The organism is Pantoea sp. ANP04, from assembly GCF_041982285.1.
GTDB classification, from domain to species: domain Bacteria; phylum Pseudomonadota; class Gammaproteobacteria; order Enterobacterales; family Enterobacteriaceae; genus Pantoea; species Pantoea eucalypti.
Window position 1 is genome coordinate 105,856 of the sequence record NZ_JAUTYS010000011.1, and the last position, 25,752, is coordinate 131,607.

The 25,752-nt window shown below is 55.0% G+C and carries 22 protein-coding genes; 10 read left to right on the top strand and 12 right to left on the bottom strand.

The window, feature by feature from the left end; translation table 11 throughout:
• Positions 1 to 27 precede the first annotated feature (27 nt).
• The 3 genes from ycfP to Q7C21_RS15750 all read left to right on the top strand — a co-directional run bounded on the left by ycfP (position 28) and on the right by Q7C21_RS15750 (position 3,190).
• Positions 28 to 570, top strand: a complete 543-nt coding sequence (ycfP, locus tag Q7C21_RS15740; protein WP_003849849.1) for an alpha/beta hydrolase YcfP — start codon at positions 28 to 30, stop codon at positions 568 to 570.
• A 212-nt stretch (positions 571 to 782) separates the two neighbouring features.
• Complete coding sequence (locus Q7C21_RS15745) at positions 783 to 2,087, top strand: NAD(P)/FAD-dependent oxidoreductase (protein ID WP_003849848.1); 1,305 nt, start codon at positions 783 to 785, stop codon at positions 2,085 to 2,087.
• A 560-nt stretch (positions 2,088 to 2,647) separates the two neighbouring features.
• The gene (locus tag Q7C21_RS15750; RefSeq protein ID WP_003849847.1) at positions 2,648 to 3,190 is read left to right on the top strand and encodes a glycine zipper 2TM domain-containing protein; all 543 of its coding nucleotides are present in this window, start codon (positions 2,648 to 2,650) and stop codon (positions 3,188 to 3,190) included.
• Positions 3,191 to 3,333: 143 nt separating this feature from the next.
• On the opposite strand, the gene mfd is transcribed toward Q7C21_RS15750, so the two are convergent.
• Both mfd and Q7C21_RS15760 read right to left on the bottom strand, forming a co-directional pair.
• Entirely contained in the window at positions 3,334 to 6,777 is a 3,444-nt protein-coding gene (gene mfd / locus Q7C21_RS15755; protein WP_375150869.1) for a transcription-repair coupling factor, read from the bottom strand.
• Positions 6,778 to 7,005: 228 nt separating this feature from the next.
• Entirely contained in the window at positions 7,006 to 7,215 is a 210-nt protein-coding gene (locus Q7C21_RS15760; protein ID WP_003849845.1) for a hypothetical protein, read from the bottom strand.
• Positions 7,216 to 7,482: 267 nt separating this feature from the next.
• On the opposite strand from Q7C21_RS15760, the gene lolC reads away from it, so the two are divergent.
• The 5 genes from lolC to pepT all read left to right on the top strand — a co-directional run bounded on the left by lolC (position 7,483) and on the right by pepT (position 13,312).
• Positions 7,483 to 8,682: a lipoprotein-releasing ABC transporter permease subunit LolC gene (gene lolC, locus Q7C21_RS15765; RefSeq protein WP_033743171.1), complete on the top strand. Its 1,200-nt coding sequence runs from the start codon at positions 7,483 to 7,485 to the stop codon at positions 8,680 to 8,682.
• Positions 8,675 to 9,379, top strand: a complete 705-nt coding sequence (lolD, locus tag Q7C21_RS15770; protein WP_078804282.1) for a lipoprotein-releasing ABC transporter ATP-binding protein LolD — start codon at positions 8,675 to 8,677, stop codon at positions 9,377 to 9,379. Before lolC ends, lolD begins: the two co-directional genes overlap by 8 nt.
• A complete protein-coding gene (lolE, locus tag Q7C21_RS15775) occupies positions 9,379 to 10,623 on the top strand; it encodes a lipoprotein-releasing ABC transporter permease subunit LolE (RefSeq protein ID WP_375150870.1) in 1,245 nt (414 codons plus the stop codon). The genes lolD and lolE overlap by 1 nt, the downstream gene beginning before the upstream one ends.
• Positions 10,624 to 10,769: 146 nt before the next feature.
• On the top strand, positions 10,770 to 11,603 hold the full coding sequence (gene cobB / locus Q7C21_RS15780; protein WP_078804283.1) for a Sir2 family NAD+-dependent deacetylase: 834 nt from the start codon (positions 10,770 to 10,772) through the stop codon (positions 11,601 to 11,603).
• Positions 11,604 to 12,082: 479 nt separating this feature from the next.
• Entirely contained in the window at positions 12,083 to 13,312 is a 1,230-nt protein-coding gene (gene pepT, locus Q7C21_RS15785; protein ID WP_003849839.1) for a peptidase T, read from the top strand.
• 70 nt (positions 13,313 to 13,382) lie between these two features.
• Here pepT and Q7C21_RS15790 read toward each other — a convergent pair whose 3' ends face one another.
• The 8 genes from Q7C21_RS15790 to rluE form a co-directional block, all read right to left on the bottom strand.
• Positions 13,383 to 14,510, bottom strand: a complete 1,128-nt coding sequence (locus tag Q7C21_RS15790) for a cupin domain-containing protein (protein WP_003849838.1) — start codon at positions 14,508 to 14,510, stop codon at positions 13,383 to 13,385.
• A gap of 57 nt (positions 14,511 to 14,567) precedes the next feature.
• On the bottom strand, positions 14,568 to 16,028 hold the full coding sequence (phoQ, locus tag Q7C21_RS15795) for a two-component system sensor histidine kinase PhoQ (RefSeq protein WP_003849837.1): 1,461 nt from the start codon (positions 16,026 to 16,028) through the stop codon (positions 14,568 to 14,570).
• 2 nt (positions 16,029 to 16,030) lie between these two features.
• Positions 16,031 to 16,699: a two-component system response regulator PhoP gene (phoP, locus tag Q7C21_RS15800; protein ID WP_003849836.1), complete on the bottom strand. Its 669-nt coding sequence runs from the start codon at positions 16,697 to 16,699 to the stop codon at positions 16,031 to 16,033.
• A 104-nt stretch (positions 16,700 to 16,803) separates the two neighbouring features.
• Positions 16,804 to 18,174 carry an adenylosuccinate lyase gene (gene purB / locus Q7C21_RS15805; RefSeq protein WP_003849835.1) on the bottom strand — a complete coding sequence of 457 codons (1,371 nt, stop codon included), beginning with the start codon at positions 18,172 to 18,174 and terminating at the stop codon, positions 16,804 to 16,806.
• A gap of 43 nt (positions 18,175 to 18,217) precedes the next feature.
• Positions 18,218 to 18,859 (bottom strand): high frequency lysogenization protein HflD, encoded by a 642-nt coding sequence (gene hflD / locus Q7C21_RS15810; protein ID WP_008925946.1) that lies wholly within the window; start codon positions 18,857 to 18,859, stop codon positions 18,218 to 18,220.
• A 42-nt stretch (positions 18,860 to 18,901) separates the two neighbouring features.
• Entirely contained in the window at positions 18,902 to 20,014 is a 1,113-nt protein-coding gene (mnmA, locus tag Q7C21_RS15815; RefSeq protein WP_003849832.1) for a tRNA 2-thiouridine(34) synthase MnmA, read from the bottom strand.
• 42 nt (positions 20,015 to 20,056) lie between these two features.
• The gene (locus Q7C21_RS15820; protein WP_003849831.1) at positions 20,057 to 20,530 is read right to left on the bottom strand and encodes an NUDIX domain-containing protein; all 474 of its coding nucleotides are present in this window, start codon (positions 20,528 to 20,530) and stop codon (positions 20,057 to 20,059) included.
• 44 nt (positions 20,531 to 20,574) lie between these two features.
• On the bottom strand, positions 20,575 to 21,237 hold the full coding sequence (gene rluE / locus Q7C21_RS15825) for a 23S rRNA pseudouridine(2457) synthase RluE (RefSeq protein ID WP_219848843.1): 663 nt from the start codon (positions 21,235 to 21,237) through the stop codon (positions 20,575 to 20,577).
• Between the two features lie 104 nt (positions 21,238 to 21,341).
• Here rluE and icd point away from each other — a divergent pair, with 104 nt between their 5' ends.
• Both icd and Q7C21_RS15835 read left to right on the top strand, forming a co-directional pair.
• Positions 21,342 to 22,592 carry an NADP-dependent isocitrate dehydrogenase gene (icd, locus tag Q7C21_RS15830; protein ID WP_008925947.1) on the top strand — a complete coding sequence of 417 codons (1,251 nt, stop codon included), beginning with the start codon at positions 21,342 to 21,344 and terminating at the stop codon, positions 22,590 to 22,592.
• Positions 22,593 to 23,312: 720 nt separating this feature from the next.
• Positions 23,313 to 24,323, top strand: coding sequence for a glycosyltransferase family 9 protein (locus Q7C21_RS15835; protein ID WP_008925948.1), 1,011 nt, complete (start codon positions 23,313 to 23,315; stop codon positions 24,321 to 24,323).
• Here Q7C21_RS15835 and Q7C21_RS15840 read toward each other — a convergent pair.
• Positions 24,320 to 24,646 (bottom strand): DUF1493 family protein, encoded by a 327-nt coding sequence (locus Q7C21_RS15840; RefSeq protein WP_003851424.1) that lies wholly within the window; start codon positions 24,644 to 24,646, stop codon positions 24,320 to 24,322. The two genes, Q7C21_RS15835 and Q7C21_RS15840, sit on opposite strands and share 4 nt — an antisense overlap.
• A complete protein-coding gene (locus tag Q7C21_RS15845; protein ID WP_003851422.1) occupies positions 24,646 to 25,707 on the bottom strand; it encodes a glycosyltransferase family 9 protein in 1,062 nt (353 codons plus the stop codon). The genes Q7C21_RS15840 and Q7C21_RS15845 overlap by 1 nt, the downstream gene beginning before the upstream one ends.
• Positions 25,708 to 25,752 lie beyond the last annotated feature (45 nt).

The window sequence follows — 25,752 nt, forward strand, 5'->3', positions numbered from 1 at the left end:
GGCGCTATCTCAACCCTGAGGATTATCATGATCATTTATCTGCACGGTTTTGATTCCAACAGTCCGGGCAATCACGAAAAGGTGCTGCAACTGCAATTTATCGATCCTGACGTCAGGTTGATCAGTTACAGCACCCGCCATCCTAAACATGATATGCAGTTTCTGCTGAAAGAGACCGATAAGATGCTGACGCTGTCCGACGATGACCGCCCTCTGATTTGCGGTGTCGGGCTGGGCGGCTTCTGGTCAGAGCGCATCGGGTTTTTGTGCGGCATCCGCCAGGCGATCTTCAATCCCAACCTCTTTCCGCAGGAGAATATGGAAGGGAAGATTGACCGTCCCGAGGAGTATCAGGACATCGCCACCAAATGCGTCAGCGATTTTCGCGAGCGCAATCGTGACCGCTGTCTGACCTTCCTCTCCCGTCATGATGAGGCGCTGGACAGCCAGCGCATCGCCGACCAGCTGCATCCGTTTTATGACATCGTCTGGGATGAGACAGAAGGGCACAAATTCAAAAACATATCCCCACACCTTCAGCGGATAAAATCTTTTAAAACATCAGGTTAAACCTGTCAGGCACCGCAAGGTGCCTGTTTTCGTTACGTAATTATCTGAGTTTTATTTCTCCGCTTTGATGTATATCAATATTCTTATGTTCTCCTCTTCCCGCCATGCTATTCTGGCCGCAGATTGCGATTTTAACTTCGCCAACCCTATGTTTCTTAAGGTTTAATTTAACCTTTGGTTAACTTTTGGTTCACAATTTGAGGGGGTCTTTGTTGACTACGTCTGTTAAGAGAATTGTTATTGTCGGCGGGGGAGCGGGCGGCCTGGAAATGGCGACGCAATTGGGCCATAAACTGGGTCGTAAAAAGAAAGCCGAGATTATCCTGGTTGATCGTAACCATAGCCATTTGTGGAAGCCGCTGCTGCACGAAGTGGCCACGGGTTCGATGGATGAAGGCATTGACGCACTGAGCTATCTGGCCCATGCCCGCAACCACGGTTTTGAGTTCCAGTTGGGTTCGCTCACCGATATTGATCGCAGCCGCAAAGTGATCCGCCTGGCCGAAGTGCTGAACGCACAGGGCGAAGTGCTGGTGCCACAGCGTGAAGTGGCCTACGACCAGCTGGTCATGGCGCTGGGCAGCACCTCCAATGATTTCGGAACGCCGGGTGTCAAAGATCACTGCATCTTCCTGGACAATCCACATCAGGCGCGTCGTTTCCACAACGAAATGCTCAACCTGTTCCTGAAATTCTCTGCCAGCGAAGGCAAGGTCGAGAAAGTGAACATCGCTATCGTGGGCGGCGGCGCAACAGGCGTTGAGCTGTCAGCGGAGCTGCACAACGCGGTGAAACAGCTGCACAGCTACGGCTTCAAAGGCCTCGGACGCGAAGCGCTGAACGTGACGCTGGTGGAGGCGGGCGAACGTATTCTGCCTGCACTCCCACCGCGCATCTCTGCTGCTGCGCACCAGGAGCTGACCAAACTGGGCGTGCGCGTTCTGACGCAGACCATGGTCACCAGCGCTGAGCGTAATGGCCTGAATACCAAAGGCGGCGAGTTTATCGAAGCCGACCTGATGGTCTGGGCAGCAGGGATCAAAGCGCCTGACTTCCTGAAAGAGATTGGCGGACTGGAAACCAACCGTATCAACCAGCTGGTGGTGAAAGAGACCTTGCAGACCACGCTGGACGATGACATTTACGCCATTGGCGACTGTGCCTCCTGCGCCCTGCCAGGCGGCGGTTTTGTTCCGCCACGTGCCCAGTCGGCGCACCAGATGGCCTCACGCGCGATGGAAAACATCCTGGCGCAGCGTCACGGTAAACCGCTGAAAGCCTATGTCTATAAAGACCATGGCTCGCTGGTGTCGCTTTCCCGCTTCAGTACGGTCGGCAGCCTGATGGGTAACCTGATGCGTGGCTCGATGATGGTGGAAGGGCGTATTGCACGCTTTGTCTACATCTCACTCTACCGTATGCACCAGGTCGCGCTGCACGGCTACTTTAAAACTGGCCTGATGATGCTGGTGGGCAGCATTAACCGGGTGATCCGTCCCCGGCTTAAGCTGCACTAAGCAAGCGTAATCAGTCTGGTCAAGGCTAAGCCTCCTCGATATTGAGGGGGCTTTTTTTTTGCGCCAGACTGGTGGGGAGTCGCGGCTGGCGGACAGCCGTGCAACGGTTTATTCGTCGCGCTGGAGCCCCGTTCAGTCAGCTATGCCGCGCGAACCCTGAGGCGTCAGCGTGAATGGGATATCACCAGTCTGACTGGTTTACAGCCGCTTATTGTTCCTGCGAATCGGCTCACTGTATCGAATCTGACAGGGTTCATGTGTCAATATGATCAGGGCGTAGCGCCAATATTGGTCATCTCTTAATGTATTGAATTTGAAGTGATTAAAGTAAATTCTGGTGTCGATTACTTCTGGCTTACATCTCATCAGAACTCTCCTAAAAACTGGCCCTGATAGCAAAGTGACCAATTTCCTCCATTTATCTGATGTTGCATTTTCGGTCCATCTGTAAAACTTCATCTCAACAAACACGGCGCGTCGCGCACGCCGGTTATACCTCAGTTAACGAGGATGCTTTAACAGCAGGATTGCGCGGTAACACTTTTCAGGAGGAACTTCCTGTGAATAAATCAATGTTAGCGGGTATCGGTATTGGTGTGGCAGCAGCGCTGGGTGTTGCAGCCGTAGCAGGCATGAATGTGTTTGATCGCGGTCCTCAATACGCTCAGGTACTCTCTGCAACACCAATCAAAGAGAGCATCAAACAGCCACGTCAGGAGTGCCGGAACGTCACACTGACCCACCGTCGGGCCGTACAGGATGAAAACCGTCTTGCTGGCTCTGTATTAGGTGCAGTGGCAGGTGGGGTGCTGGGTCACCAGTTTGGTGGCGGTCGCGGCAGGGATGTGGCGACAGTAGCGGGTGCGGTAGCGGGCGGTTATGCCGGTAATCAGGTCCAGGGTGGACTGCAGGATCGGGATACCTACACCACAACCGAACAGCGCTGCAAAACAGTTTATGATAAACAAGAGAAAAAACTGGGATATGACGTGACCTATAAAATAGGCGATCAGCAGGGTAAAATCCGCATGGAAAATGACCCCGGCACGCGTATTCCTCTGGATCGCAATGGTCAGCTGGTTCTCAACGGCGACCAGGCGTAATTGGGCAAAGCTTTGCTGCACTCGCGGCCACACAGCACGACGTAATAGTGAAATAATGAAAAAGGCGCATCGTATGATGCGCCTTTTTTTATCGCCATTTCCCGCGCTTTACCGATTAGCTCAGTAGCGCGCGGGCAGAGGTGTTACGCCTGATGCTCAGCCAGTTGTGAAACAAAGCCCTGCACCCACTCCATGCGAATCTTTCTTTCCGACAGCTCGCGGGTAAACCGCAGGCGTGTCGGGCCATCCAGCTTCCACTGCTGTGGCTCTTTCTGCAACAGGCCGATCAGCCATGCTGGATCCACATTGTTCTTCGGCGCAAAATCGAAATAACCGCCTTTGTCGCTGGCTTCGATCTTACGCAGACCGACAGCACGGGCCTTCAGACGGAGAATCGCCACGTCCAGCAGATTTCGGGCTGGATCGGGCAGCAGGCCAAATCGGTCGATCATCTCCACTTTCAGCTCCTGTAATTCCTCTTCAACCTCTGCGCTGGCGATGCGCTTATAGAGCGAAAGACGGGTGCTGACATCCGGGATAAACGTCTCTGGCAGCAGGGCGGGCATCCGCAGCTCTACCTCTGTCTGATTACTGGTGAGATCTTCCAGTGACGGCTCGCGACCCGCTTTTAGCGCGTCGACCGCATTCTCCAGCAGTTCCATATAGAGTGTGAAGCCCAGCGTCTCCATCTGTCCGCTCTGCTCATCACCCAGTAGCTCGCCGGCACCGCGAATCTCCAGGTCGTGCGTAGCCAGCGCAAAACCGGCTCCCAGATCTTCCAGAGAGGCGATCGCTTCCAGTCGCTTATGTGCATCGGCGGTCATCGATTTTGGATGCGGCGTTAACAGCCAGGCATAAGCCTGATGATGCGAACGGCCAACGCGACCACGCAGCTGATGCAGCTGTGCCAGACCAAAGTGATCGGCCCGCTCAATGATGATGGTATTGGCAGTCGGAATGTCGATACCGGTCTCGATAATGGTGGTACAGACCAGCACGTTAAAACGCTGATGATGGAAATCGTTCATCACCCGTTCCAGATCGCGCTCACGCATCTGGCCATGACCAATCGCCACACGCGCTTCCGGCACCAGTTCGCTGAGACGCTGCGCCGCTTTCTCAATATTTTCAACGTCGTTGTAAAGATAGTAGACCTGTCCGCCACGCAGAACTTCACGCAGGATCGCTTCACGGATCACCAGATCGTCAAATTCACGCACAAAGGTTTTTACCGCTAAACGGCGGGCAGGCGGTGTGGCGATAATCGAGAGATCGCGCATGCCGCTCATGGCCATATTCAGCGTACGCGGGATCGGCGTGGCGGTCAGGGTCAGAATGTCCACATCGGCACGCATCGCCTTGATGCGCTCTTTGTGACGCACCCCGAAGCGGTGCTCTTCATCAACAATCAGCAGGCCGAGATCGTGCCATTTGAGATCGCTCATCAGCAGCTTATGGGTGCCGATTAAAATGTCGATCTTGCCGTCACTGGCCTGTTCCAGCACCTGTGCCTGCTCTTTGGCGGTACGGAAACGGGAGAGCATCTCAATGCGGACCGGCCAGTTGGCGAAGCGATCGCGGAAGTTATCGTAGTGCTGCTGTGCCAGCAGGGTGGTCGGCACCAGCACGGCCACCTGTTTATGGTTCTCAATCGCCAGAAACGCCGCGCGCATTGCCACTTCGGTTTTACCGAAGCCGACGTCGCCGCACACCAGGCGGTCCATGGCCAGCGGCTGGCACATATCACTCAGCACCGCATTGATTGCCTGCGCCTGGTCCGGTGTGGTTTCAAAGGGGAAGCTTTCGCAGAACAGCTGATACTGTTCACGATTATGCTTAAAGGCAAAGCCGGATTTGGCGGCGCGCTGGGCATAGATATCCAGCAGTTCCGCCGCCACATCACGCACTTTCTCAGCCGCTTTCTGCCGGGCGCGTGACCAGGCATCGCTGCCCAGTTTATGCAGTGGGGCGTTATCGTCCGCGCCACCCGCGTAGCGACTGATCAGGTGCAGCGACGAAACCGGCACATAGAGTTTGGCGTCATTGGCGTAGGAGAGCATCAGGTATTCCGCCTGAATACCACCCGCTTCCAGCGTCGTCAGGCCGATATAGCGCCCCACACCGTGCTCCAGATGCACCACCGGCTGGCCGGGGCTCAGCTCCGCCAGGTTACGGATCAGAATGTCCGGATTGATAGTGCGACGGGTATCCTGACGGCGACGGCTGACGCGTTCGCCCAGCAGATCGCTTTCGCAAATCAGTGCCCGGTTACCCTGGGTATCAATGAAACCGCGCTCGCTGGCGCCAATCATCAGACTGAAACGATCGTCGACAGTTTCATCGAAACGATGTACCGGCTGAGGGCGCAGTTTAATCCGGGCCAGCAGTTCCTGCAGGGTCTCGCGGCGGCCTTCGCTTTCAACCGAGAAGACGACAGCACCGCTGAAGGTTTCAATAAACTGACGCAGATGGTCGAGCGGCGCTTTCGCCTGCGCCTGAACGGCAAGGTCGGGCAGCGGGGTGTAACCGAGATTGGTATTCGCCGCTTTGTCGGGCAGCACTTCATTGGTCATCTGAATGCGTGGCCAGGCTTTCAACTCACCCATCAGGGCATCTGGACGCAGCCACAGGGTAACCGGCTCCAGCAGCGGACGCATCGGATCAACGCGGCGATTCTCATAACGCACCTCAGCATCCTGCCAGAAGCGGCGGGCGCTGCCTTCCAGATCGCCACAGTTCACAATCAGGGTGTTATCTGGCAGATAGCTGAACAGACTCGGTAATGGCTGTTCAAAAAAGAGCGGCTGCCAGTATTCAATGCCCGCAGGCAGCGTGCCTTTACTTACCTGCTGATAGACATGCTCCGACTCGCGGCGCACATCAAAAATTTCGCGCCAGCGGCTGCGAAAAAGCTCAATAGCCGCTTTGTCGCTGGGAAACTCATGGGCCGGCAACAGGTTAATTTCCGGGACGGCTTCCAGCGTACGCTGACTGTCGACGTCGAACAGGCGCAGGCTATCAATCTCATCATCGAAAAAGTCGATGCGATAAGGCTGATCGCTGCCCATCGGGAACAGGTCGAGCAGGGCGCCGCGCGTGGCGTATTCACCGTGCTCCATCACCTGATCGACATGGCGATAACCGGCCTGCTCAAGCTGGTCGCGCAGCCGGTCGCGTGACAGTTTTTGTCCCTGCTTCATCACCAGCGCATGGCCATGCAGGAAACTGTGCGGGCAGACGCGCTGCATCAGGGTGTTGACCGGCATGATCAGCATACCGCGCTGCATCACCGGCAGCTGGTAGAGTGTCGACAGGCGCGCGGAGATAATATCCTGATGCGGCGAGAAGCTGTCGTAGGGGAGTGTCTCCCAGTCAGCGAGGTGCGTCACCGGCAGATCGGTAAACTGACGGATCTCATCCAGCAGACGCAGGGCGGTTTGGGTATCGGGGGTAATCATCAATACCGGACCCGCATGGTGTTCGGTAATGCTGGCACACTCCACCGCGTGCGCTGCGCCTATAATCTGGCCAAGCTGACGGTGGTCGCCGGATTTAACGGGCAGGGTATAACGAGTCTGTTCGGGCATGGGATCTCGGGGTTGCTCCATTTTTCCAGGACGTAATCATTCCATATTATGTCAGGGGGATCACCTTTGCGGCACAATTTTCCTGCCGCGCCGCGCTGAATCCAGGGATTGGTCAGCCATTACCTGGCGTCAGCGGTAATGCAGCGGATAGAGAGAGAATAGACGGAGTCTGGCGAGGCAACATAAAAAACCGCCGTCGCTATGCAGCGACGGGGTTAAGCGGGCATTTTATTTTATGGATTGCTGTGTGTAATGCATGCGTGGGCGGTCGATATTTGCCCAGGATAGTTCCTGCTCAGGATGGTAGCTGAGGTTGCCGTCGTCCCACTTTACGTAGTAGCCGGCGGGTGCGTTTCCCTGCTCAAAGACATTGATAATTTCGCCTCTGATCTCCCCGGATTTATGTTTGACGATACTGCCTTTGGGAAATTTCAACATGGTCGCTACCTCTACCTCTACCTCTACCTCTACCGCTGTGCGATAAATTCACCCCTTATCCTGTTACTGATTATAGTCTACACCCCACCTGCGCTGAATAATCAGCCAATAAGCGGCGGCTTTATCGGCTATTCCGCGGCTTTGGGGCAAGAGATGACGCATCCGGATGCAACTTTGCTGCCGACTCAGAGGGTTAGAGGTTTCATAAAGCCAGCCGCTCCTTTATCATCCCACTACCTATTTTCAGGCAACGGCTTACTGGATTCCATGTATCAACCTGTCGCGCTATTTATCGGTCTGCGTTACATGCGCGGACGAGCATCGGATCGCTTCGGTCGCTTTGTCTCCTGGCTCTCAACGATTGGCATTACGCTTGGCGTGCTGGCGATGGTCACCGTGTTATCGGTGATGAACGGTTTTGAGCGTGAACTCGAAGGCAATATTCTTGGGCTGATGCCGCAGGCGCTGATTACCAGCGACAAAGGCAGTCTCAATCCCCAACAGCAACCCGCCGCCTCGCTGAATCTGCAGGGCGTTAACCGCATCGCGCCGCTGACCACCGCCAATGTGGTGCTGCAAAGCCCGCGCAGCGTCTCCGTTGGCGTAATGCTGGGCATTAATCCGGATGAAAAAGATCCGCTGACGCCGTTCCTGGTGAATACCCAGCAGAGCGTGCTGCAGCCCGGACAGTACAATGTCATTCTCGGCGAACAGCTGGCATCACAACTTGGCGTAAAACGTGGCGATCAGCTGCGTCTGATGGTGCCGTCTGTCAGCCAGTTCACGCCAATGGGGCGGGTGCCGAGTCAGCGTCTGTTTACGGTAGCGGGCACCTATGCTGCCAATAGCGAAGTCGACGGGTATCAGATTCTGGTCAATCTGCAGGATGCGTCGCGCGTCATGCGTTATCCGGCCGGGAATATTACTGGCTGGCGACTGTGGCTGGATAAACCGCTATCAGTCGACAGTCTGAGTCAGCAGACATTGCCTGCGGGCCTTATCTGGAAAGACTGGCGTGAGCGCAAAGGCGATCTTTTCCAGGCCGTGCGCATGGAGAAAAACATGATGGGCCTGCTGCTGAGCCTGATCATCGCCGTGGCCGCCTTTAACATCATCACGTCATTAGGCCTGCTGATCATGGAGAAGCAGGGCGAAGTGGCGATCCTCCAGACCCAGGGCCTGACACGCCGGCAAATCGTGGCGGTGTTTATGGTTCAGGGTGCCAGCGCCGGGATTATCGGCACGCTGCTCGGCACGCTGCTCGGCGTCCTGCTCGCCAGCCAGCTCAACAACTTAATGCCGGTAATTGGCCTGTTCCTTGATGGGGCCGCGTTGCCGGTTGATATTAATGTGTGGCAGGTGGTCACTATCGCCCTCAGCGCGATGATTGTGGCGCTGTTGTCTACGCTCTATCCTTCGTGGCGCGCTGCCGCCGTTCAACCTGCTGAGGCTTTACGTTATGAGTAACACTCCTTTGTTGCAGTGCCGCGACCTGTGCAAACGCTATCAGGAAGGCAGCGTGCAGACCGATGTGCTGCGCAATGTGGCTTTCAGCCTCCAGCCCGGTGAACTGACGGCTATTGTCGGCAGCTCCGGCTCGGGTAAAAGTACGCTGCTGCATCTGCTGGGCGGACTGGATGCGCCGACCTCGGGTGACGTGGTGTTTGATGGTCAGTCACTGAATGCCATGTCCTCATCGGCCAAAGCCGAACTGCGTAATCGCGAGCTGGGCTTTATTTATCAGTTTCACCATCTGTTGCCGGACTTCAGTGCGCTGGAGAACGTGGCGATGCCGCTGCTCATAGGCAAAACTGCGAAAGCGGAAGCGCAGGATCGCGCCCGTGAGATGCTGGCGGCAGTCGGTCTGGACCATCGCGCCGCGCACCGGCCTTCTGAATTGTCAGGCGGCGAACGCCAGCGCGTGGCGATTGCCCGTGCGCTGGTCAACCGTCCTCGTCTGGTGATGGCGGATGAGCCAACCGGCAACCTGGATGCGCGCAACGCTGACGCTATTTTTGAACTGCTGGGCGAACTGAACGTGCGTCAGGGCACCGCGTTTCTGGTGGTCACGCACGATCTGATGCTGGCAAAACGCATGACGCGAAAGATGGAGATGCGTGACGGTCAGTTAAGCGAGCAGCTTACTATGGCAGGAGCGCTGTAATGGGCTCGTCGTTATCCCTGTTGCTGGGCCTGCGCTTTAGCCGCGGCCGCCGTCGTGGCGGCATGGTCTCGCTGATTTCGGTGATCTCTACTATCGGGATTGCGCTGGGCGTGGCGGTGCTGATTATCGGTCTGAGCGCCATGAACGGTTTTGAGCGTGAGCTGAACAATCGCATTCTGGCGGTGGTGCCGCACGGTGAGATCGAGGCGGTCAATCAGCCGTTTCAGCACTGGCAGTCGATGATTGCCCCGATTGAAAAGGTGCCCGGCATTGCAGCGGCAGCGCCCTATGTGAACTTCACTGGCCTGATTGAGAGCGGTGCCCGGCTGGAAGCGCTGCAGGTTAAAGGCGTTGATCCCGCACAAGAGCCGCGTCTCAGCGCACTGCCACAGTTTGTCGCCAATAACGCCTGGTCCACTTTTGCCGCCGGTAAGCAGCAAATCATTCTGGGCGGCGGCATCGCGAAATCGCTGAATGTGAAGCAGGGCGACTGGATCACCATTATGATCCCCAATAACGATGGTGATAACAAACTGCTGCAGCCAAAACGTATCCGGCTTCAGGTCAGCGGTATCCTGCAATTGAGCGGCATGCTCGATCACAGTCTGGCGCTGATGCCGCTGGCCGATGCGCAGCACTATCTGGAGATGGGTGACAGCGTGTCGGGCATCGCCCTGAAGATGACCGACCCCTTCCAGGCGGTCAAACTGGTGCGCGATGCGGGTGAGGCGACCCGCTCTTACGTCTACATCAAGAGCTGGATTGGCACTTACGGCTATATGTATCGCGACATTCAGATGATCCGCGCGATCATGTATCTGGCGATGGTGCTGGTGATTGGCGTTGCCTGTTTTAACATCGTTTCCACGCTGGTAATGGCGGTAAAAGACAAAAGCAGTGACATTGCAGTGCTGCGCACACTCGGCGCTAAAGATCGGCTGATCCGCGCCATCTTTATCTGGTACGGTTTGCTGGCGGGTCTGCTGGGCAGCGTCAGCGGCGTGGTCGTGGGCGTGCTGGTGGCGCTTAACCTGACCTCGCTGGTGCGCGGACTGGAGTCGATTACCGGCCATCATCTGCTGGCGGGGGATATTTACTTCATTGATTTCCTGCCGTCGGAACTGCACTGGATTGATGTGTTCTCAGTACTGATTACGGCGATTCTGCTGAGCCTGCTGGCGAGCTGGTATCCCGCCAGACGTGCCAGCCGCATTGACCCGGCTCGGGTATTAAGCGGTCAGTGAAAAAATGCGGCGCGAGAGGTTTTCGCGCCGCATCTGTTTAAGACCTTTGCTGTTGGGTTGTGCCCTCAGCAACCGTTACTATCGGGTGATGTTGACCCGGAATCTGTTTAGAGCGGCTCACCGCAGCCGCTACGCCAGGAGATTTTATGCGTACACCACGTCGCCGCATACGACTTGCCCGCCTGAAGAAAACCCGGAGAAAAGTGCATCAGCGCTTTCGCCAGCGCATTTTTGAGCGCGATCGTCAGGCCGAACTTGCCGCCCATCCTCAGCCGCATGTTGTGGTGCTGACCGGCGCAGGCATTTCAGCGGAGTCCGGCATCCGGACCTTCCGCGCGGCTGACGGCCTGTGGGAAGAGCACCACGTGGAAGATGTTGCAACGCCTGAAGGCTTCAGGCGCGATCCCGCGCTGGTGCAGCGCTTCTATAATGCGCGCCGCCAGCAGTTACAGGAGGCGGAGATTCAGCCCAATGCCGCTCATCTGGCGCTGGCAGAACTGGAGCAGGTATTAGGCGAAAATTTCCTGCTGGTTACGCAAAACATCGACAATCTGCATGAGCGAGCCGGAAACAGTCGGGTGCTGCACATGCACGGTGAGCTGTTAAAAGTGCGCTGTGTCACCAGCGGTCAGGTGATTGAGTGGACCGGTGATATCACGCCGGACGATCGCTGCACCTGTTGCCAGTTCCCCTCTGCACTGCGGCCGCATGTGGTGTGGTTTGGCGAAATGCCGCTGGGCATGGAGCAGATTTATCAGGCGCTGGAACAGGCGGACTACTTTATTGCTATCGGCACTTCAGGCCACGTTTATCCGGCCGCAGGCTTTGTCCATGAAGCCAAAATTCAGGGCGCGCATACCGTTGAGCTGAATCTGGAACCGAGCCAGGTAGGCAATGAATTTGCTGAGCGTCACTATGGTCTGGCGAGCGAAGTGGTGCCGGAGTTTGTGCATAAGCTGCTGCGCGGGCTTTATAAGTAAGTGGGGCGGCTATGACCGGTCCCGAGGTTACAGACAAAATCTGGCCCGATTAGCGGTGAGATCCAGCCTGCATCGGGAACACGGTCAGATCGGAACGCTGTAAAACCGTCATCCATGACTGCCTGGCCCGCACGATGACGCACCTCATCCCTGAGGTGCGCCTGTAAACAGGCCAACGCTTACGTTATTCAAAACGCGCCCGGCTTTTTGGCTCAGCCACGGGACGCTTTTCTCCTCTGACCCTGTAACTGTTGTATTGAGTCTGCACGCTGCGGTGATTTTCTCGCCGGGTCAAACCGCCTCTTTGTTATTAACATTGCGAGGTTTGCTGCAACAATCTTGTAATAAGGCGTTTATTTCGGGCTTATTGCTTTCCCAAAGGTTATCGACAGCGCTAACCTGTCTCCAGATGATTTTACGCAACGTTATAACCGCCGGGTCTGTGAATAATATCGGACGGCACTTTTAAAGGATGGGCTATGGAACAGTTACTTGAGCGCTTTTTAAGTTATGTGGCAGTTGAGACGCAGGCTAAGCCGCAGGCTCGTCAGGTCCCCAGCAGTGAAGGGCAGTGGACGCTGGCGCGTCAGCTTCAGGAAGAGCTGCTGGCGCTGGGTTTTGTCGATGTCACCCTAAGCGATCACTGCTGCGTCATGGGCACACTGCCCGCCAATGTCGACTGGCCGACGCCGGTCATCGGTTTTATCTCACACATGGATACATCGCCTGACTTTACGGCAAAACATGTGAACCCCCAGATTATCGAAAATTATCGCGGCGGAGACATTGCCCTGGGTAATGGCAACGAGATTCTCTCGCCGGTGATGTTCCCGGTGCTGCACAAGCTGATTGGACACACGCTCGTTACCACCGATGGCAAAACCCTGCTGGGTGCGGACGATAAAGCGGGTATTGCCGAGATCATGACGGCGATGGCGCACCTGGCAAAAAGCGACACGCCGCACGGTGCGATCCGCGTCGCCTTTACGCCCGATGAAGAGATTGGTCGTGGCACCTCACATTTTGATGTGGACGCGTTCGCGGCTGACTGGGCCTACACCATTGATGGCAGCGATCTGGGCGAGTTCGAGTATGAGAACTTCAATGCCGCCTCCGCCACCGTCAAAATTGTCGGTAATAACGTGCACCCGGGCTCCGCAAAAGGCGTGATGGTCAATGCGCTGGAGCTGGCAAATCAGTTCCATGCTGCCGTTCCGGCCAGTGAAAAACCGCAATATACCGACGGCTATGAGGGCTTCTATCATCTGCATCAGATCAAAGGCAGTGTAGAACACGCTGAGATGCTCTATATCATTCGTGACTTCGAAACAGAGAGTTTTGAACAGCGTAAACAGACGCTGCTGCAGATTGCAGCGGAGATTAACAAAACGTTGCACCCGGACTGCTCCGTCACGGTTGAGATCACTAACAGCTATCGCAACATGCGTGAAAAGGTCGAGCCGTTCCCGCACATTATCGACCTGGCTTTACAGGCGATGCGTGACTGTGACATTGAACCGGTGGTGAAACCGATTCGCGGTGGTACAGATGGCTCGTCACTGTCGTGGAAAGGGTTGCCTTGCCCGAATATTTTTACCGGCGGCTATAACTATCACGGCAAGCATGAATTCGCCTCGCTGAATATCATGGCGAAGTCGGTGGAAGTGATTGTGCGTCTGTCAGAGCTGGCAGCGCAGAAGAAGAGTTAAATAAAAAGGCTCTCTGCCACAAGGGTCAGAGAGCCTGATTCAGCAGCAGCGCCCGATAGCGCTGTGTTGATTATTCGTCGTCGCCAAAGAACCAGTAACCGGCATTCACCAGACCGGCGATCTGCGCCAGTACGGCGGGATCATCCAGCGCATCACCCAGATCGTCGAGTGTGATGCGATAGTGATTCGCCAGCACTGCCATCACATCGGGGCGTGAACACTCAACCCGCTCGCCGTTGATATAAACCGAGTCGCCAAGGGTCAGAACACGCAGGCCACCTAACCGACTCAGGGTATCACCCTGTTGCAGCGCATCATAAATTTCGTCAGGCTGATAAGGCGGTTCCGGCGGCGCGACGTCGAGTTCGTGACGCGACTGCGAAATAAATTCGCCAAACCACTGCTCAAAATGCTCTGGCTGATTGACCACATCCAGCATCAGCTGACGAACGCCTTCAATCTCCTGCGGCAGGATCTGTGATGGACAGTCGCGAGAAGGCACATCCGGATCGCTAAAGCGCAGGCTGCCCAGCTCATTGGCCAGCGCGTAATCAGCAAAGCCGCTAATTAACTCCCGGCCGCTTGGAGCGCGGAAACCCACGGAGTAGTTCAGGGCGTTTTCCAGTGAGTAACCTTCGTGCGGGAATCCTGGCGGGATGTAGAGAATATCGCCCGGCTCCATTTCTTCATCAATGATGGCATCGAACGGTTCAACCTGCAGCAGATCCGGGTGCGGGCAGTGCTGCTTCATCGGCACTTTCTCACCAACGCGCCAGCGACGGCGACCGGTACCCTGAATGATAAATACATCATACTGATCGAAATGCGGGCCGACACCGCCGCCAGGCACGGCAAATGACACCATCAGGTCATCAACGCGCCAGTCAGGCAGGAAACGGAAAGGGCGCATCAGCGCGGCAGAAGGCTCATGCCAGTGATTGACCGCCTGGACCAGCAGCGACCAGTTATTCTCTCCCAGATGATCGTAGCTCTCGAACGGGCCGTGGCTGACCTGCCATTTGCCATCCTGATGACTGACGAGGCGGCTGTCCACCTCGTTTTCCATCGCCAGACCAGCAAGTTCATCCGGTGAAAGAGGATCGACAAAGTTTTTAAAACCACGCTTCAGCACTACCGGGCGTTTCTGCCAGTAGCGCTGAATAAAATCGGGCCAGTTAATATCGAGCTGATAGTCCATAAAAGGGTTCCGCTTAGGGCTGTAAATGCCAGCAAGTATAACAGCCCTGAGGGTTTTCTACTCGCGGCGATGTTCGACTTCCTGGCGCTGAAAGACTACTTCCATGCGTGTTCCGCCAAGTGCGCTGCTGGAGGCAATCACGTTGCCTTCATACTGCTCCAGAATGTCGCGCACCACCGCCAGACCCAGCCCCTGACCGGGACGCAGGGTATCGGCGCGCTGACCCCGGACGAAGACTAAATCACGCTTGCTTTCAGGAATGCCCGGACCATCATCGTCGATATAGAGATGCAGTGCATTTTCGCTCTGATAAGCGCTGACTTCGATAAACTCCAGGCAGTACTTGCAGGCGTTATCCAGCACGTTGCCCAGCACTTCCATAAAATCATTCTGGTCGCCCACAAAGGTCAGCTCCGGGGATATATCCAGCGAAATCGCCACACCCTTGCGCTGATAGACTTTATTCAGTGCCGAACAGAGGCTGTCGAGCAAACCGGACACGGAATGGATGTCGCGCTGCAAGGGGTTGTGGTCGGCCTGCATACTGGCGCGATGCAGATAATATCCGACCTGCTGCGAGATACGGCTGATCTGCTCCAGCATGACCGGCTCAGCCTGCTCTATTGTCAGCTCTTTGCCGTTTCGCAGCGACCGCAGGGTGCTCTGTAAGACGGCCAGCGGGGTTTTCAGGCTGTGGGTCAGATCCGAAAGCGTTGTGCGATAGCGGGTATAACGCTGCCGCTCATTCGTCAGTAACAGATTGAGGTTGCGCACCAGACTGCGCAGCTCCTGCGGTGGATTATCTGCCAGGTTCTCGCGCTGACTGGTCTCCAGTTCACGCACCTGCTGTGTCAGCGCGCCAATCGGTCGCAGACTCCAGTGCGCCGCCAGCCATAACAGCGGAATAATCAGTATCAGGTTGGCCGCCAGCACATAGCTGAACCATGACCAGACCACATCAGAATGCTGCAGCTCCTGCGGGATCGAATCGACGACCACGATGGTGAGCGCAGGGAGATTGGTGGTGGCATCGTAACGGTTAACGGCAACTGAGTGGGTAAAGGTGTCGTTGCTGTCCGTGTCCCAGTCGTTGAGCCGCTGCTTAGCATTCACGTTATTGCCCATCGCCACCATGCTGGTGCGGTTGCTGGTATCAATCTCGTAAAAGTCGGGCTTCAGCAGCCATTCACGACGGATTTTTTTGCGGATCTCAGGCACATCGCGTTGCTGCCACAGCAGCTTACCGTGCTCATCGTAAATGAACACCAGTGTCGGGAAATTGAGTGTCATCCGTTCCGGCTGGGCGATGGTGAGCGTGTTGTCATGCCATTGCGCCAGCGTAAAGAACAGATTGCTCTCGCCGCGCATGACGCGGTAGGTGTTTTTATCGAAACTCACCACATAGCCAATCACGGCGACCATGCCGTAAGAGAGCGAGAGGAAGAGAACTATTGCTGCAGACGCCAGCAGAAAGCGGGCGCGCAGCGAGATAGGGCGATAACGGTTAAACCAGGACATGGTCAGAGATCAAAGCGGTAACCCTGGCCACGGACAGTGGCGATGACGTCGGTTGGGTGCAACGCCAGAATTTTTTTGCGCAGACGCCCCATCAGAACATCGATGGTGTGGCTTTCACGCAGTTCAGCGTCAGGATAAAGCTGCAGCATCAGCGAGTCTTTACTGACCACTTTGCCCGCGTTACGGATCAGCGTCTCGACAATGGTGTATTCAAAGGCGGTAAGCTTCACCGGCTCTTCATTGACCGTGAGTTCACGGCGCGAGAGATCCACCTGAAACGGTGCCATATCGATGATCTGCGACGCATGCCCACTGTTACGGCGCATCAGCGCCTGCAGACGTGCCGCGACCTCTTCAATGTGAAACGGCTTGGTGACGTAGTCATCCGCTCCGGCTTCCAGCGCTTCCACTTTCGCCTGCCAGCCTTCGCGGGCGGTTAGCACCAGAATCGGCTGACGCACGGCATCACTGCGCCAGCGGCGAATCAGCGACATGCCATCTTCATCCGGCAGGCCGAGATCGACCAGGGCGATATCGGGCAGATGTTCGCGAAGAAAATAGTCGGCTTCTTTGGCGTCTTCGGCGGCATCGACCTGATGGCCCATGTCACGTAACTGGACGGCGAGATGATGGCGCAGCAGGGCATTGTCTTCAACAACCAGAACACGCATAGAAATTCCTTACACTCTGTTTGAGTCAACCTGCAGAAAGTATACGCGAAATGTATTAAACAAGATGTTAACGCAGACCGGACGGGGCCGGTCTGCGGCGGGTATTATTTCAGATCGTCAACCATCTGAATAGCGCGGCCAATATAGTTTGCTGGCGTCATCTGCTTAAGACGGACTTTTTCTTCTTCTGGCAACGCCAGACTGTCGATAAACGCCTGCATACCAGCGGCATCCACGCGTTTACCACGCGTCAGCTCTTTCAACTTCTCATAAGGTTTTTCAATACCGTAACGGCGCATCACCGTCTGAATCGGTTCTGCCAGCACTTCCCAGTTGTGGTCCAGCTCATCCAGCAGGCGGTCACGGTTCACTTCCAGCTTCGAGATGCCTTTCAGGGTGGCCTGATAGGCGATCAGCGCATAACCGACGCCCACACCGAGGTTACGCAGCACGGTGGAGTCGGTCAGATCGCGCTGCCAGCGTGAAACCGGCAGCTTGCTGGCCAGATGCTGCATTACGGCATTCGCCAGACCCAGATTGCCTTCCGAGTTTTCGAAGTCGATAGGGTTCACTTTATGCGGCATGGTGGATGAACCAATCTCGCCCGCAATGGTTTTCTGTTTAAAATGGTTCAGTGCCACATAGCCCCAGATATCGCGATCGAAATCGATCAGGATGGTGTTAAAGCGGGCGATACAGTCGAACATCTCAGCGATATAGTCGTGCGGCTCAATCTGCGTGGTGTAGGGGTTCCACGTGATCCCCAGCGAGGTGACAAAGTTCTCGCTCAGTTCATGCCAGTCCACTTCCGGATAGGCGGCAATGTGGGCATTGTAGTTACCGACCGCGCCGTTGATTTTGCCCAGCACCTCGATCTGCTTCAGCTGACGTAACTGACGCTCCAGACGGTAAGCCACGTTAGCCATCTCTTTACCCATGGTCGACGGCGTGGCTGGCTGGCCGTGGGTGCGGGAGAGCAGCGGGATATCACGGTATTCGCTGGCAAGGCCTTTGACAGCGCTGATCAGCTGCTGCCAGTAGGGCAGGATGACGTCACGACGGGCGGTTTCCAGCATCAGCGCGTGCGACAGATTGTTAATATCTTCTGAAGTGCAGGCGAAGTGGATAAATTCAGAAACGGCGTGCAGGGCAGGCAGATCGGCGACTTTCTCTTTCAGGAAATACTCTACCGCTTTCACATCGTGGTTAGTGGTGCGCTCGATAGCTTTAATGCGTGCCGCATCATCTTCAGAAAAACCGGCGACAATCGCATCAAGGAAAGCGTTTGCGTCGGCATCAAATGCAGGAACTTCCTTGATCTCTGCGGTCCCGGCCAGTTTTTGTAACCAGCGAACTTCAACCTCAACGCGGAATTTCAGCAAACCGTATTCGCTGAAAATCGCACGCAGCGGGCTGACTTTATCGCCGTAACGACCATCGACAGGTGAAACGGCGGTCAGAGAGGATAATTCCATCAGTGCAACTCCTGAATCATTTAGCGTGTTTTGCCGCACCGACTTAGTAAGTCAGTGGCAGCCGGGATAAGAGGGTTTTTGCTTCACGCAGCAAACGCTGACGCGAGAACATCAGTTGCAGTCGGCCACCACCGACCTGCTGCCACAAGACAGCCGCACGGATACCGGCTAACAGCGTGGCGCGCACTTTACTCTGCACCTGCGTATTCTGCAGCACCGCAGGCGAACCGGTAACCTGAATACGTGGGCCAAGCGGGCTGATCACATCTACATAGATGGCCGCCATCGCGCTCAGTATGGTGTCGGACTCAAGTTCATAATGCGCCAGCTGGCGATCCAGCTGAGTAATGCGCTGTGCCAGTGTGGCCATGGCGGATTTACTGGCGCTAAGCTTGCGCTCCAGCACCATCATGCTCAGGGTATAACGCGTCAGTTCTGCGCCTGCACCCTGGCGACTGCTGCTGTTCAGCACCGCCATCAGGGTTTCGAGCCCGAGGCGCAGGTTGGCTTCATTGTTGCCAAACACCGCCAGCGTGGAGCCAGGATTAAGGTCCAGCACGCTGCGCAGCGACACGGTCAGCGCCTCTGGCTGGCAGTGACCCTGCTGAGCCAGCTGCTGCACCAGATGGGCGGACTGACAGATGCCCGCCAGCGCCAGCGTAATTTCCTGATAATTTTTCGCCACGGTTACTCCTGTTTACGCGTCATCAACGCGGGCTGTTCCCGCTTACTCCGCCACTAACGGCAGGCGCTGTTCGATAATACCGCCACCGAGGCAAACGTCACCAAGGTAAAACACCGCAGACTGACCCGGCGTGACCGCAGCGACGGGTTCATCGAAACGCACTTCAATGCGATCGTCGCCGTGTGGAATAATCTCACAGGGAATATCGGTCTGACGATAGCGGGTTTTCACGGTGCAGCGAAGCGGGGCGGTAATCGGCTGGCGATCAACCCAGTGCAACTGCTGTGCAATCAGGCCTACGGACATCAGCCGCGGATGATCGCCGCCCTGGGCGACAATCAGGCGGTTACGTGCCACATCTTTGTCGACAACATACCAGGGATCATCTTTGCTCTCTTTCAGGCCGCCAATCCCCAGGCCTTTACGCTGTCCCAGAGTATGGTACATCAGCCCCTGATGTTCACCGACAATCTGGCCTTCCGTGGTTTCAATCTCGCCAGGCTGAGCGGGGAGATAGCGCGCCAGGAAGTCGCGGAATTTGCGTTCGCCGATAAAGCAGATGCCGGTAGAATCTTTCTTCTTCGCGGTGATCAGGTCCAGCTGTTCGGCAATGCGGCGCACTTCCGGTTTTTCCAGCTCGCCGACCGGGAACAGACTCTGGGCGATCTGCTGGTGGCTCAGCGTATAGAGGAAATAGCTCTGGTCTTTGTTGCCATCCAGACCGCGTAACAGCTGGCTCTGGCCGTCCACGTCATGGCGGCGCACGTAGTGACCTGTGGCGATGAAATCTGCGCCCAGGTCCTCTGCGGCGAACTCCAGGAACGCTTTGAATTTGATCTCTTTGTTGCAGAGAATATCGGGGTTAGGCGTGCGGCCCGCTTTGTACTCTTCGAGGAAATGCTCAAAGACGTTATCCCAGTATTCAGCCGCAAAGTTAACTTTGTGCAGCTTCATACCCAGCTTGTCGCAGACCGCTTGCGCATCCGCCAGATCGTCCGCGGCGGTACAATACTCCTCGCCATCGTCCTCCTCCCAGTTCTTCATGAACAGGCCTTCAACCTGGTAACCCTGCTGCTGCAGTAACCAGGCGGAAACGGAAGAATCGACGCCGCCGGACATACCGACGATCACTTTTTTCTGGCTGTTGTCAGACATGACACGCTCGCATTACGATAAAAAAACAGGCGGCGCATTCTATCATGCAGAAGGCAGGCGCGCACCCTCGTGAAACGGCCACTGGAACGGGCTGACCAGATGTAGCGGGTATCGCGTGCCCTGTTGCCACAGCCGTACGCTTTCCGCAACCAGCGGCGAACGCAGGTTGGAGGCAGTGAGAATCTGCGCTGGCGGCAGCCACCAGCAACAATCGATGTCGCTGTCCTGCGGCTGGGTTGGTGCTTTCTCCGCCAGATCGACGCCAAATAAAAAACGCACAAAAGGCGTACTGTCGGGCGCGATCCACTGGTTTATTCCGATGAAATAGTGCATCGAAGCGGCGATGCCGGTCTCTTCATAGAGTTCACGTTCGGCAGCTTCCAGCAGCGTTTCATCCGCTTCGAGATGTCCGGCTGGCTGGTTCCAGGTGGCACGACCGTTAATCGTCTCTTCTACCACCAGCAGTTCACCTTCAGCCTGAACCAGACAGGCGACAGTAACATGAGGTTTAAACATCTCTTCTCCGCAATTGTTAACCTGAGGTTATAAAAGATAGAAGCTCAAGGTGCAATATTGCTGAGTTCGCGCCATGCACCGGGAGCCAGATCGTCGAGTGAATACTGTCCCATCGCGTAGCGAATTAACCGTAAGGTGGGGAAACCAATATGGGCTGTCATCCGGCGTACCTGACGATTACGGCCTTCATACAGTGTGACTTTCAGCCACTGCGTCGGGATATTTTTACGTTCGCGGATCGGCGGCTGACGTGGCCAAAGCCACTGAGGCTCAGGCACTTTCTCTATGCCAGCGGGCAGGGTCATGCCATCTTTAAGATTAACCCCATCCCGCAGCGGCTGCAGATCCGCCTCCTGTGGCTCGCCTTCTACCTGCACATAATAGACCTTGCCGGTCCGTTTACCAGGCTGCGTCAGCGCGGCCTGCAGCGCGCCGTCGTTGGTCAGCACCATCAAACCTTCACTGTCGCGATCGAGGCGGCCTGCGGCATAGACTTCTGCGACGCTGACAAAATCTTTCAGGGTGCGGCGACCTGCTTCATCGGTGAATTGTGGCAGCACGTCGAACGGTTTGTTAAACAAAATCACACGGCGCGGCATCGCAGGGCGAGCAGGGGGGCGTCGCGCATCACGCGTCGGGCGGCTGAATCGTTTATCCTGGTGAATTCGTTGAGTTGTTTTTCGCATGGGCTTTGCAGTCAGAGACAATCGGCGCATTATAACGTGAAATTGCGGTGATTGGCGTGGCCGAAATATTCAAGTAGTATTGACGCGCATCTTACAAATCATTAACAAACGCCCAGGAGAGGTTAATGGAAAGCAAAGTAGTTGTTCCGGCGGAAGGTCAGAAAATCACCCTGAATCAGGGCAAGCTTACCGTGCCAAACAATCCAGTCATTCCTTACATTGAGGGTGACGGTATCGGTGTTGATGTTTCCCCGGTCATGCTGAAAGTCGTCGACGCGGCGGTGAAGAAAGCCTACAACGGCGAGCGTAAAATCTCCTGGATGGAGATTTACACCGGTGAGAAGTCAGTTGAACTCTACGGCCAGGACGTCTGGCTGCCACAGGAAACGCTCGACTTAATCAAAGAATATCGCGTGGCCATCAAAGGCCCACTGACCACCCCGGTCGGCGGCGGTATTCGTTCACTGAACGTGGCACTGCGTCAGGAGCTTGACCTCTACGTCTGCCTGCGTCCTGTACGTTACTACAAAGGCACGCCAAGCCCGGTTAAACGCCCTGAAGAGACCGACATGGTGATCTTCCGTGAAAACTCCGAAGATATCTATGCGGGTATCGAGTGGAAAGCGGGCTCTGCCGAAGCGGACAAAGTGATCAAGTTCCTGCGCGAAGAGATGGGCGTGAAGAAAATTCGCTTCCCTGAGCAGTGCGGTATCGGCGTTAAGCCGTGTTCAGAAGCGGGTACCAAACGTCTGGTACGCGCGGCAGTAGAATACACCATCACCAACGATCGTGATTCACTGACCCTGGTTCACAAAGGCAACATCATGAAGTTCACCGAAGGCTCTTTCAAAGACTGGGGATACCAGTTAGTGAAAGAAGAGTTCGGCGGCGAACTGATCGACGGCGGCCCGTGGATGAAGTTTAAGAACCCGAACACCGGCAAAGAGATCATCGTTAAAGATGTGATTGCTGATGCGTTCCTGCAACAGATCCTGCTGCGTCCGGCAGAATATGATGTTATCGCCTGTATGAACCTGAACGGTGACTACATCTCTGACGCCCTGGCGGCGCAGGTTGGCGGTATCGGTATCGCCCCAGGCGCGAACATCGGTGACGAATGTGCACTGTTCGAAGCAACCCACGGTACAGCACCTAAGTATGCTGGTCAGGATAAAGTGAACCCAGGTTCAGTCATTCTGTCAGCGGAAATGATGCTGCGTCACATGGAGTGGTTCGAAGCGGCTGACCTGATTGTTAAAGGTGTTGAAGGCGCTATCGCTAACAAGACCGTGACTTACGATTTCGAACGCCTGATGGATGGCGCTAAGCTGCTGAAATGTTCAGAGTTTGGTGACGCGATCATCGAAAATATGTAATGTCTGCCTGAGCCAGCATAGCGTTCAACGCTGTGCTGGTTTTTTTGTTTCTGCTTTCACCCCTCGCGCTTTCTTCCGCATCATTTTTAGTCATAACAGATTCAGCAGACGCACGCTTTAAAGACGCAGAAAACCCACCGGCATTTATTGCTTTCGCACCGCATGCTGCAGGTGTCTTTTCAGGTAAGTGTGTGGATGAATCATTTATCGCTGCGTATCACGGTAATATTTCTATACGTTCCTCTGCCTGATTACACGGTAAAAGAAACACCGCGATCGTCAATCTTCCCTCCAGCATCATCTGAATAATGATTAATGAAATAGCGTACTCAGAGAAAAGTTTTCAGAACGTTAAATAGTTAATGACGCTGAATATCTTTCGCCTTTTTTCTGCTCAGGTTTTGCCGGCGTTATAAGTGGGTAATTAATTCATAGTCATGAAGTCATGTCTGAAAAAATTCATTGCGTGTTTGTTGGCATTGAGTTTTGAAGTGTTATTTACTTTTTCAATCAACAGTCCGGCTAATGAATCAGTCAGAGAACGGGATTTTAAAATGGCCAATGTCTTTCCAGAATATCGTGACTATTGAACCAACCTCAATCTGCGCTGACTAATTTGCTGACTTGTGCCGTTACGTTAACGCGTTCAGAACGTTGAATGGGCAAGTCTTACTTTAATTCAGCCAGTACGGCGTAGCCTGTGCGCAGAGGATGTCAGATATGCGGGTTTTAATTATTTGTCGGGATAATATTGGCGACACGTTACTGACCACGCCGCTCATTAGTGCGCTGGCGCAATCTGGCCAGCATCAGGTCGATGTGCTGACCAACAATTACGCTGCGCCCGTGTTGCAGCATAATCCCGATATCCGGCAGCTCTTCTTTTACACCAAGCTGCATCACCGCGAGGCAGGGCAGAGCCGGCTGGCTTGTGTTTTACAGCGACTGAAGCTGATGCTGACCCTGAAAAAGCAACGTTATGACGCTGTGATTCTGGCAAAAAGCCGCTGGGATCAGCACGGTATGAAGTGGGTTAAAACGGTGCGGCCCACCAGAGTGATTGCTTTAGGTGAACAGTCGCATCCGCTAATTACCGATCTGTTGCCCCCGCCGGGCAAGTCTCCGTGTCATATCAGCGAAACCCTGTTCAGTCTGGGGCGGCCCTTCAGTCTCAGCGCCATAGCGCCGGGCAAACTGACGCTGTTGCCGGATACGGCAATTGCCGCCAGCCTGCGTGATACCTGTGCGATTGATTCCACTGTGCCGGTCTATGCCTTACAGATCAGCGCCCGTAAGCCGAGCCAGCAGTGGGAAGCCACCCGATTTGCCGAACTGGCTGAAAAGATTGCAACGCGGCATGCCTGTCAGATTATGCTGCTGTGGTCACCCGGCAGTCGCGATAATCCGCGTCATCCAGGTGATGACGAAAAAGCGCATGAAATTATGGCGCTCTGCCCGCACCTGCCGATCAAGGCGGTGTCAACCACCAGCCTGCCGCAGCTGATTGCAGCCATGTCGTTGTGTCAGGGGCTGGTGAGCAGTGATGGTGGGGCAATGCACATTGGTGCCGCGCTGGGATTACCGGTGGTGGCGCTGTTTGGCGACAGCGATCCGGCGTGCTGGCATCCGTGGCAGGTTAACTATCAGGTTCTGCAACCAGCGTCACGTGAGGTCAACGCGCTGAGCAGTCGCGAAGTTTATGACGCCTTCGTCCAGACCATTATTCCCTAATCATTTTCAGGCCAGTGTCCCTGTCTGGCCGCTTCACACAGCATGGCAACGGTTAATGGACAATATGTGCCTGCGCTGAACCACCGGTCAGGCAGGAAGCGCCGCGGGGCAGAGGCCGGAAAATAGCGCGCTTCATTGTAGTGCTCTGCGCTGACGCCAAAAGTGCTAAAGAAATCGCTCATCAGAAGGGCAAACTCTACCTCATTCAGCGGTAATTGCTGCAGATGAAAATTTCTCCGATCCACTTTCCGGAACCAGCCCAGCGCGGTTGGCTGATTGTGATACTCAATCAGCGCAACAATGGCTTGAGAAAAATCGTTCATTAACCCACCAGCTTAGCCACGGCCTGCCCGACCTCTTCGACCCTGATATTTGCCATCGGATGCTGTGACGCCGTTTTATCCGGGCGATGAATGATAATGTGGCGATCGCTGTCCTGGCATGGGCCGGTATAGCGAGGATTGGCGGTTGAGAACAGGCTAACCGTTGGCGTCTGCGCTGCTACGGCGATGTGCAGTGGACCGGTATCACCGGTGACCAGCAGGTCCAGTGTGCGAATCAGGTTAATCAACCCACTGAGATTAGTTTTCCCAGCCATGGATGTAACATTCTTACGGTAGTCCAGCGGCAGGCTTTCGATAAATTTCCGCTCCAGCGGCTGTTCAGCGGCGGTACCCGTAATGATAATCTCAGTGTCGGGCCAGCGTTCCAGCAGGGTCATTGCCAGCTGCTGGAAAGAGGCCAGCGGCCAGCGGCGAATATCTTTCGATGCGCCCAACTGAAAACCAATACGGCGATGGTTAGCTTTAGGGGGCAGGCTGCTATTCGTCTCGGGCAGATGCATCCGGGTCTGCTCGGTCTCTGCACCCAGGGCTTCAATCAGTTTCAGCTTACGCTTGATGGTATGGTCGTCAAAATAGCCTGAATAGTGATTCAGATATTTATTTAACACAGGCGACTCGCTGCCATAATGGTCGCGCACAATGACCTTACTGCCCGTCAGTACTGAACTCATAATATCGTAGGGGAAATGGGCGTGTAATATGACTGAGAGGTCAGGTTTGTGGCGACGCAGTTTGAAAAACAGCGGCAGGAAATTCGCAATTTTGTTATCCCATATATAGATCCTGTCAAACCAATCATAACGGCTGACAAGGTCTTTATTTTTCTTGCTGGAGACCAGAACAAATTTGCTCTCAGGATAGTGCTTTTTCAGGCTACAGATAGCCGGGGTGTTCATCAGGAAATCCCCCAGCGCTGTCGTGGAGTAGATCACCACCGTATCGGGCGTCAGCGTCTTAAGGTCCTGAGGTTTTTTTCTGGTGGAAAATCGAGAATAAAGCGTTAAAAGTCGGTCTATCAGATAAATCTTTTTTTTCTTCACGTCAGAATTCTCTTGAACTTAATAATGTTATTAAAATGAAAATAT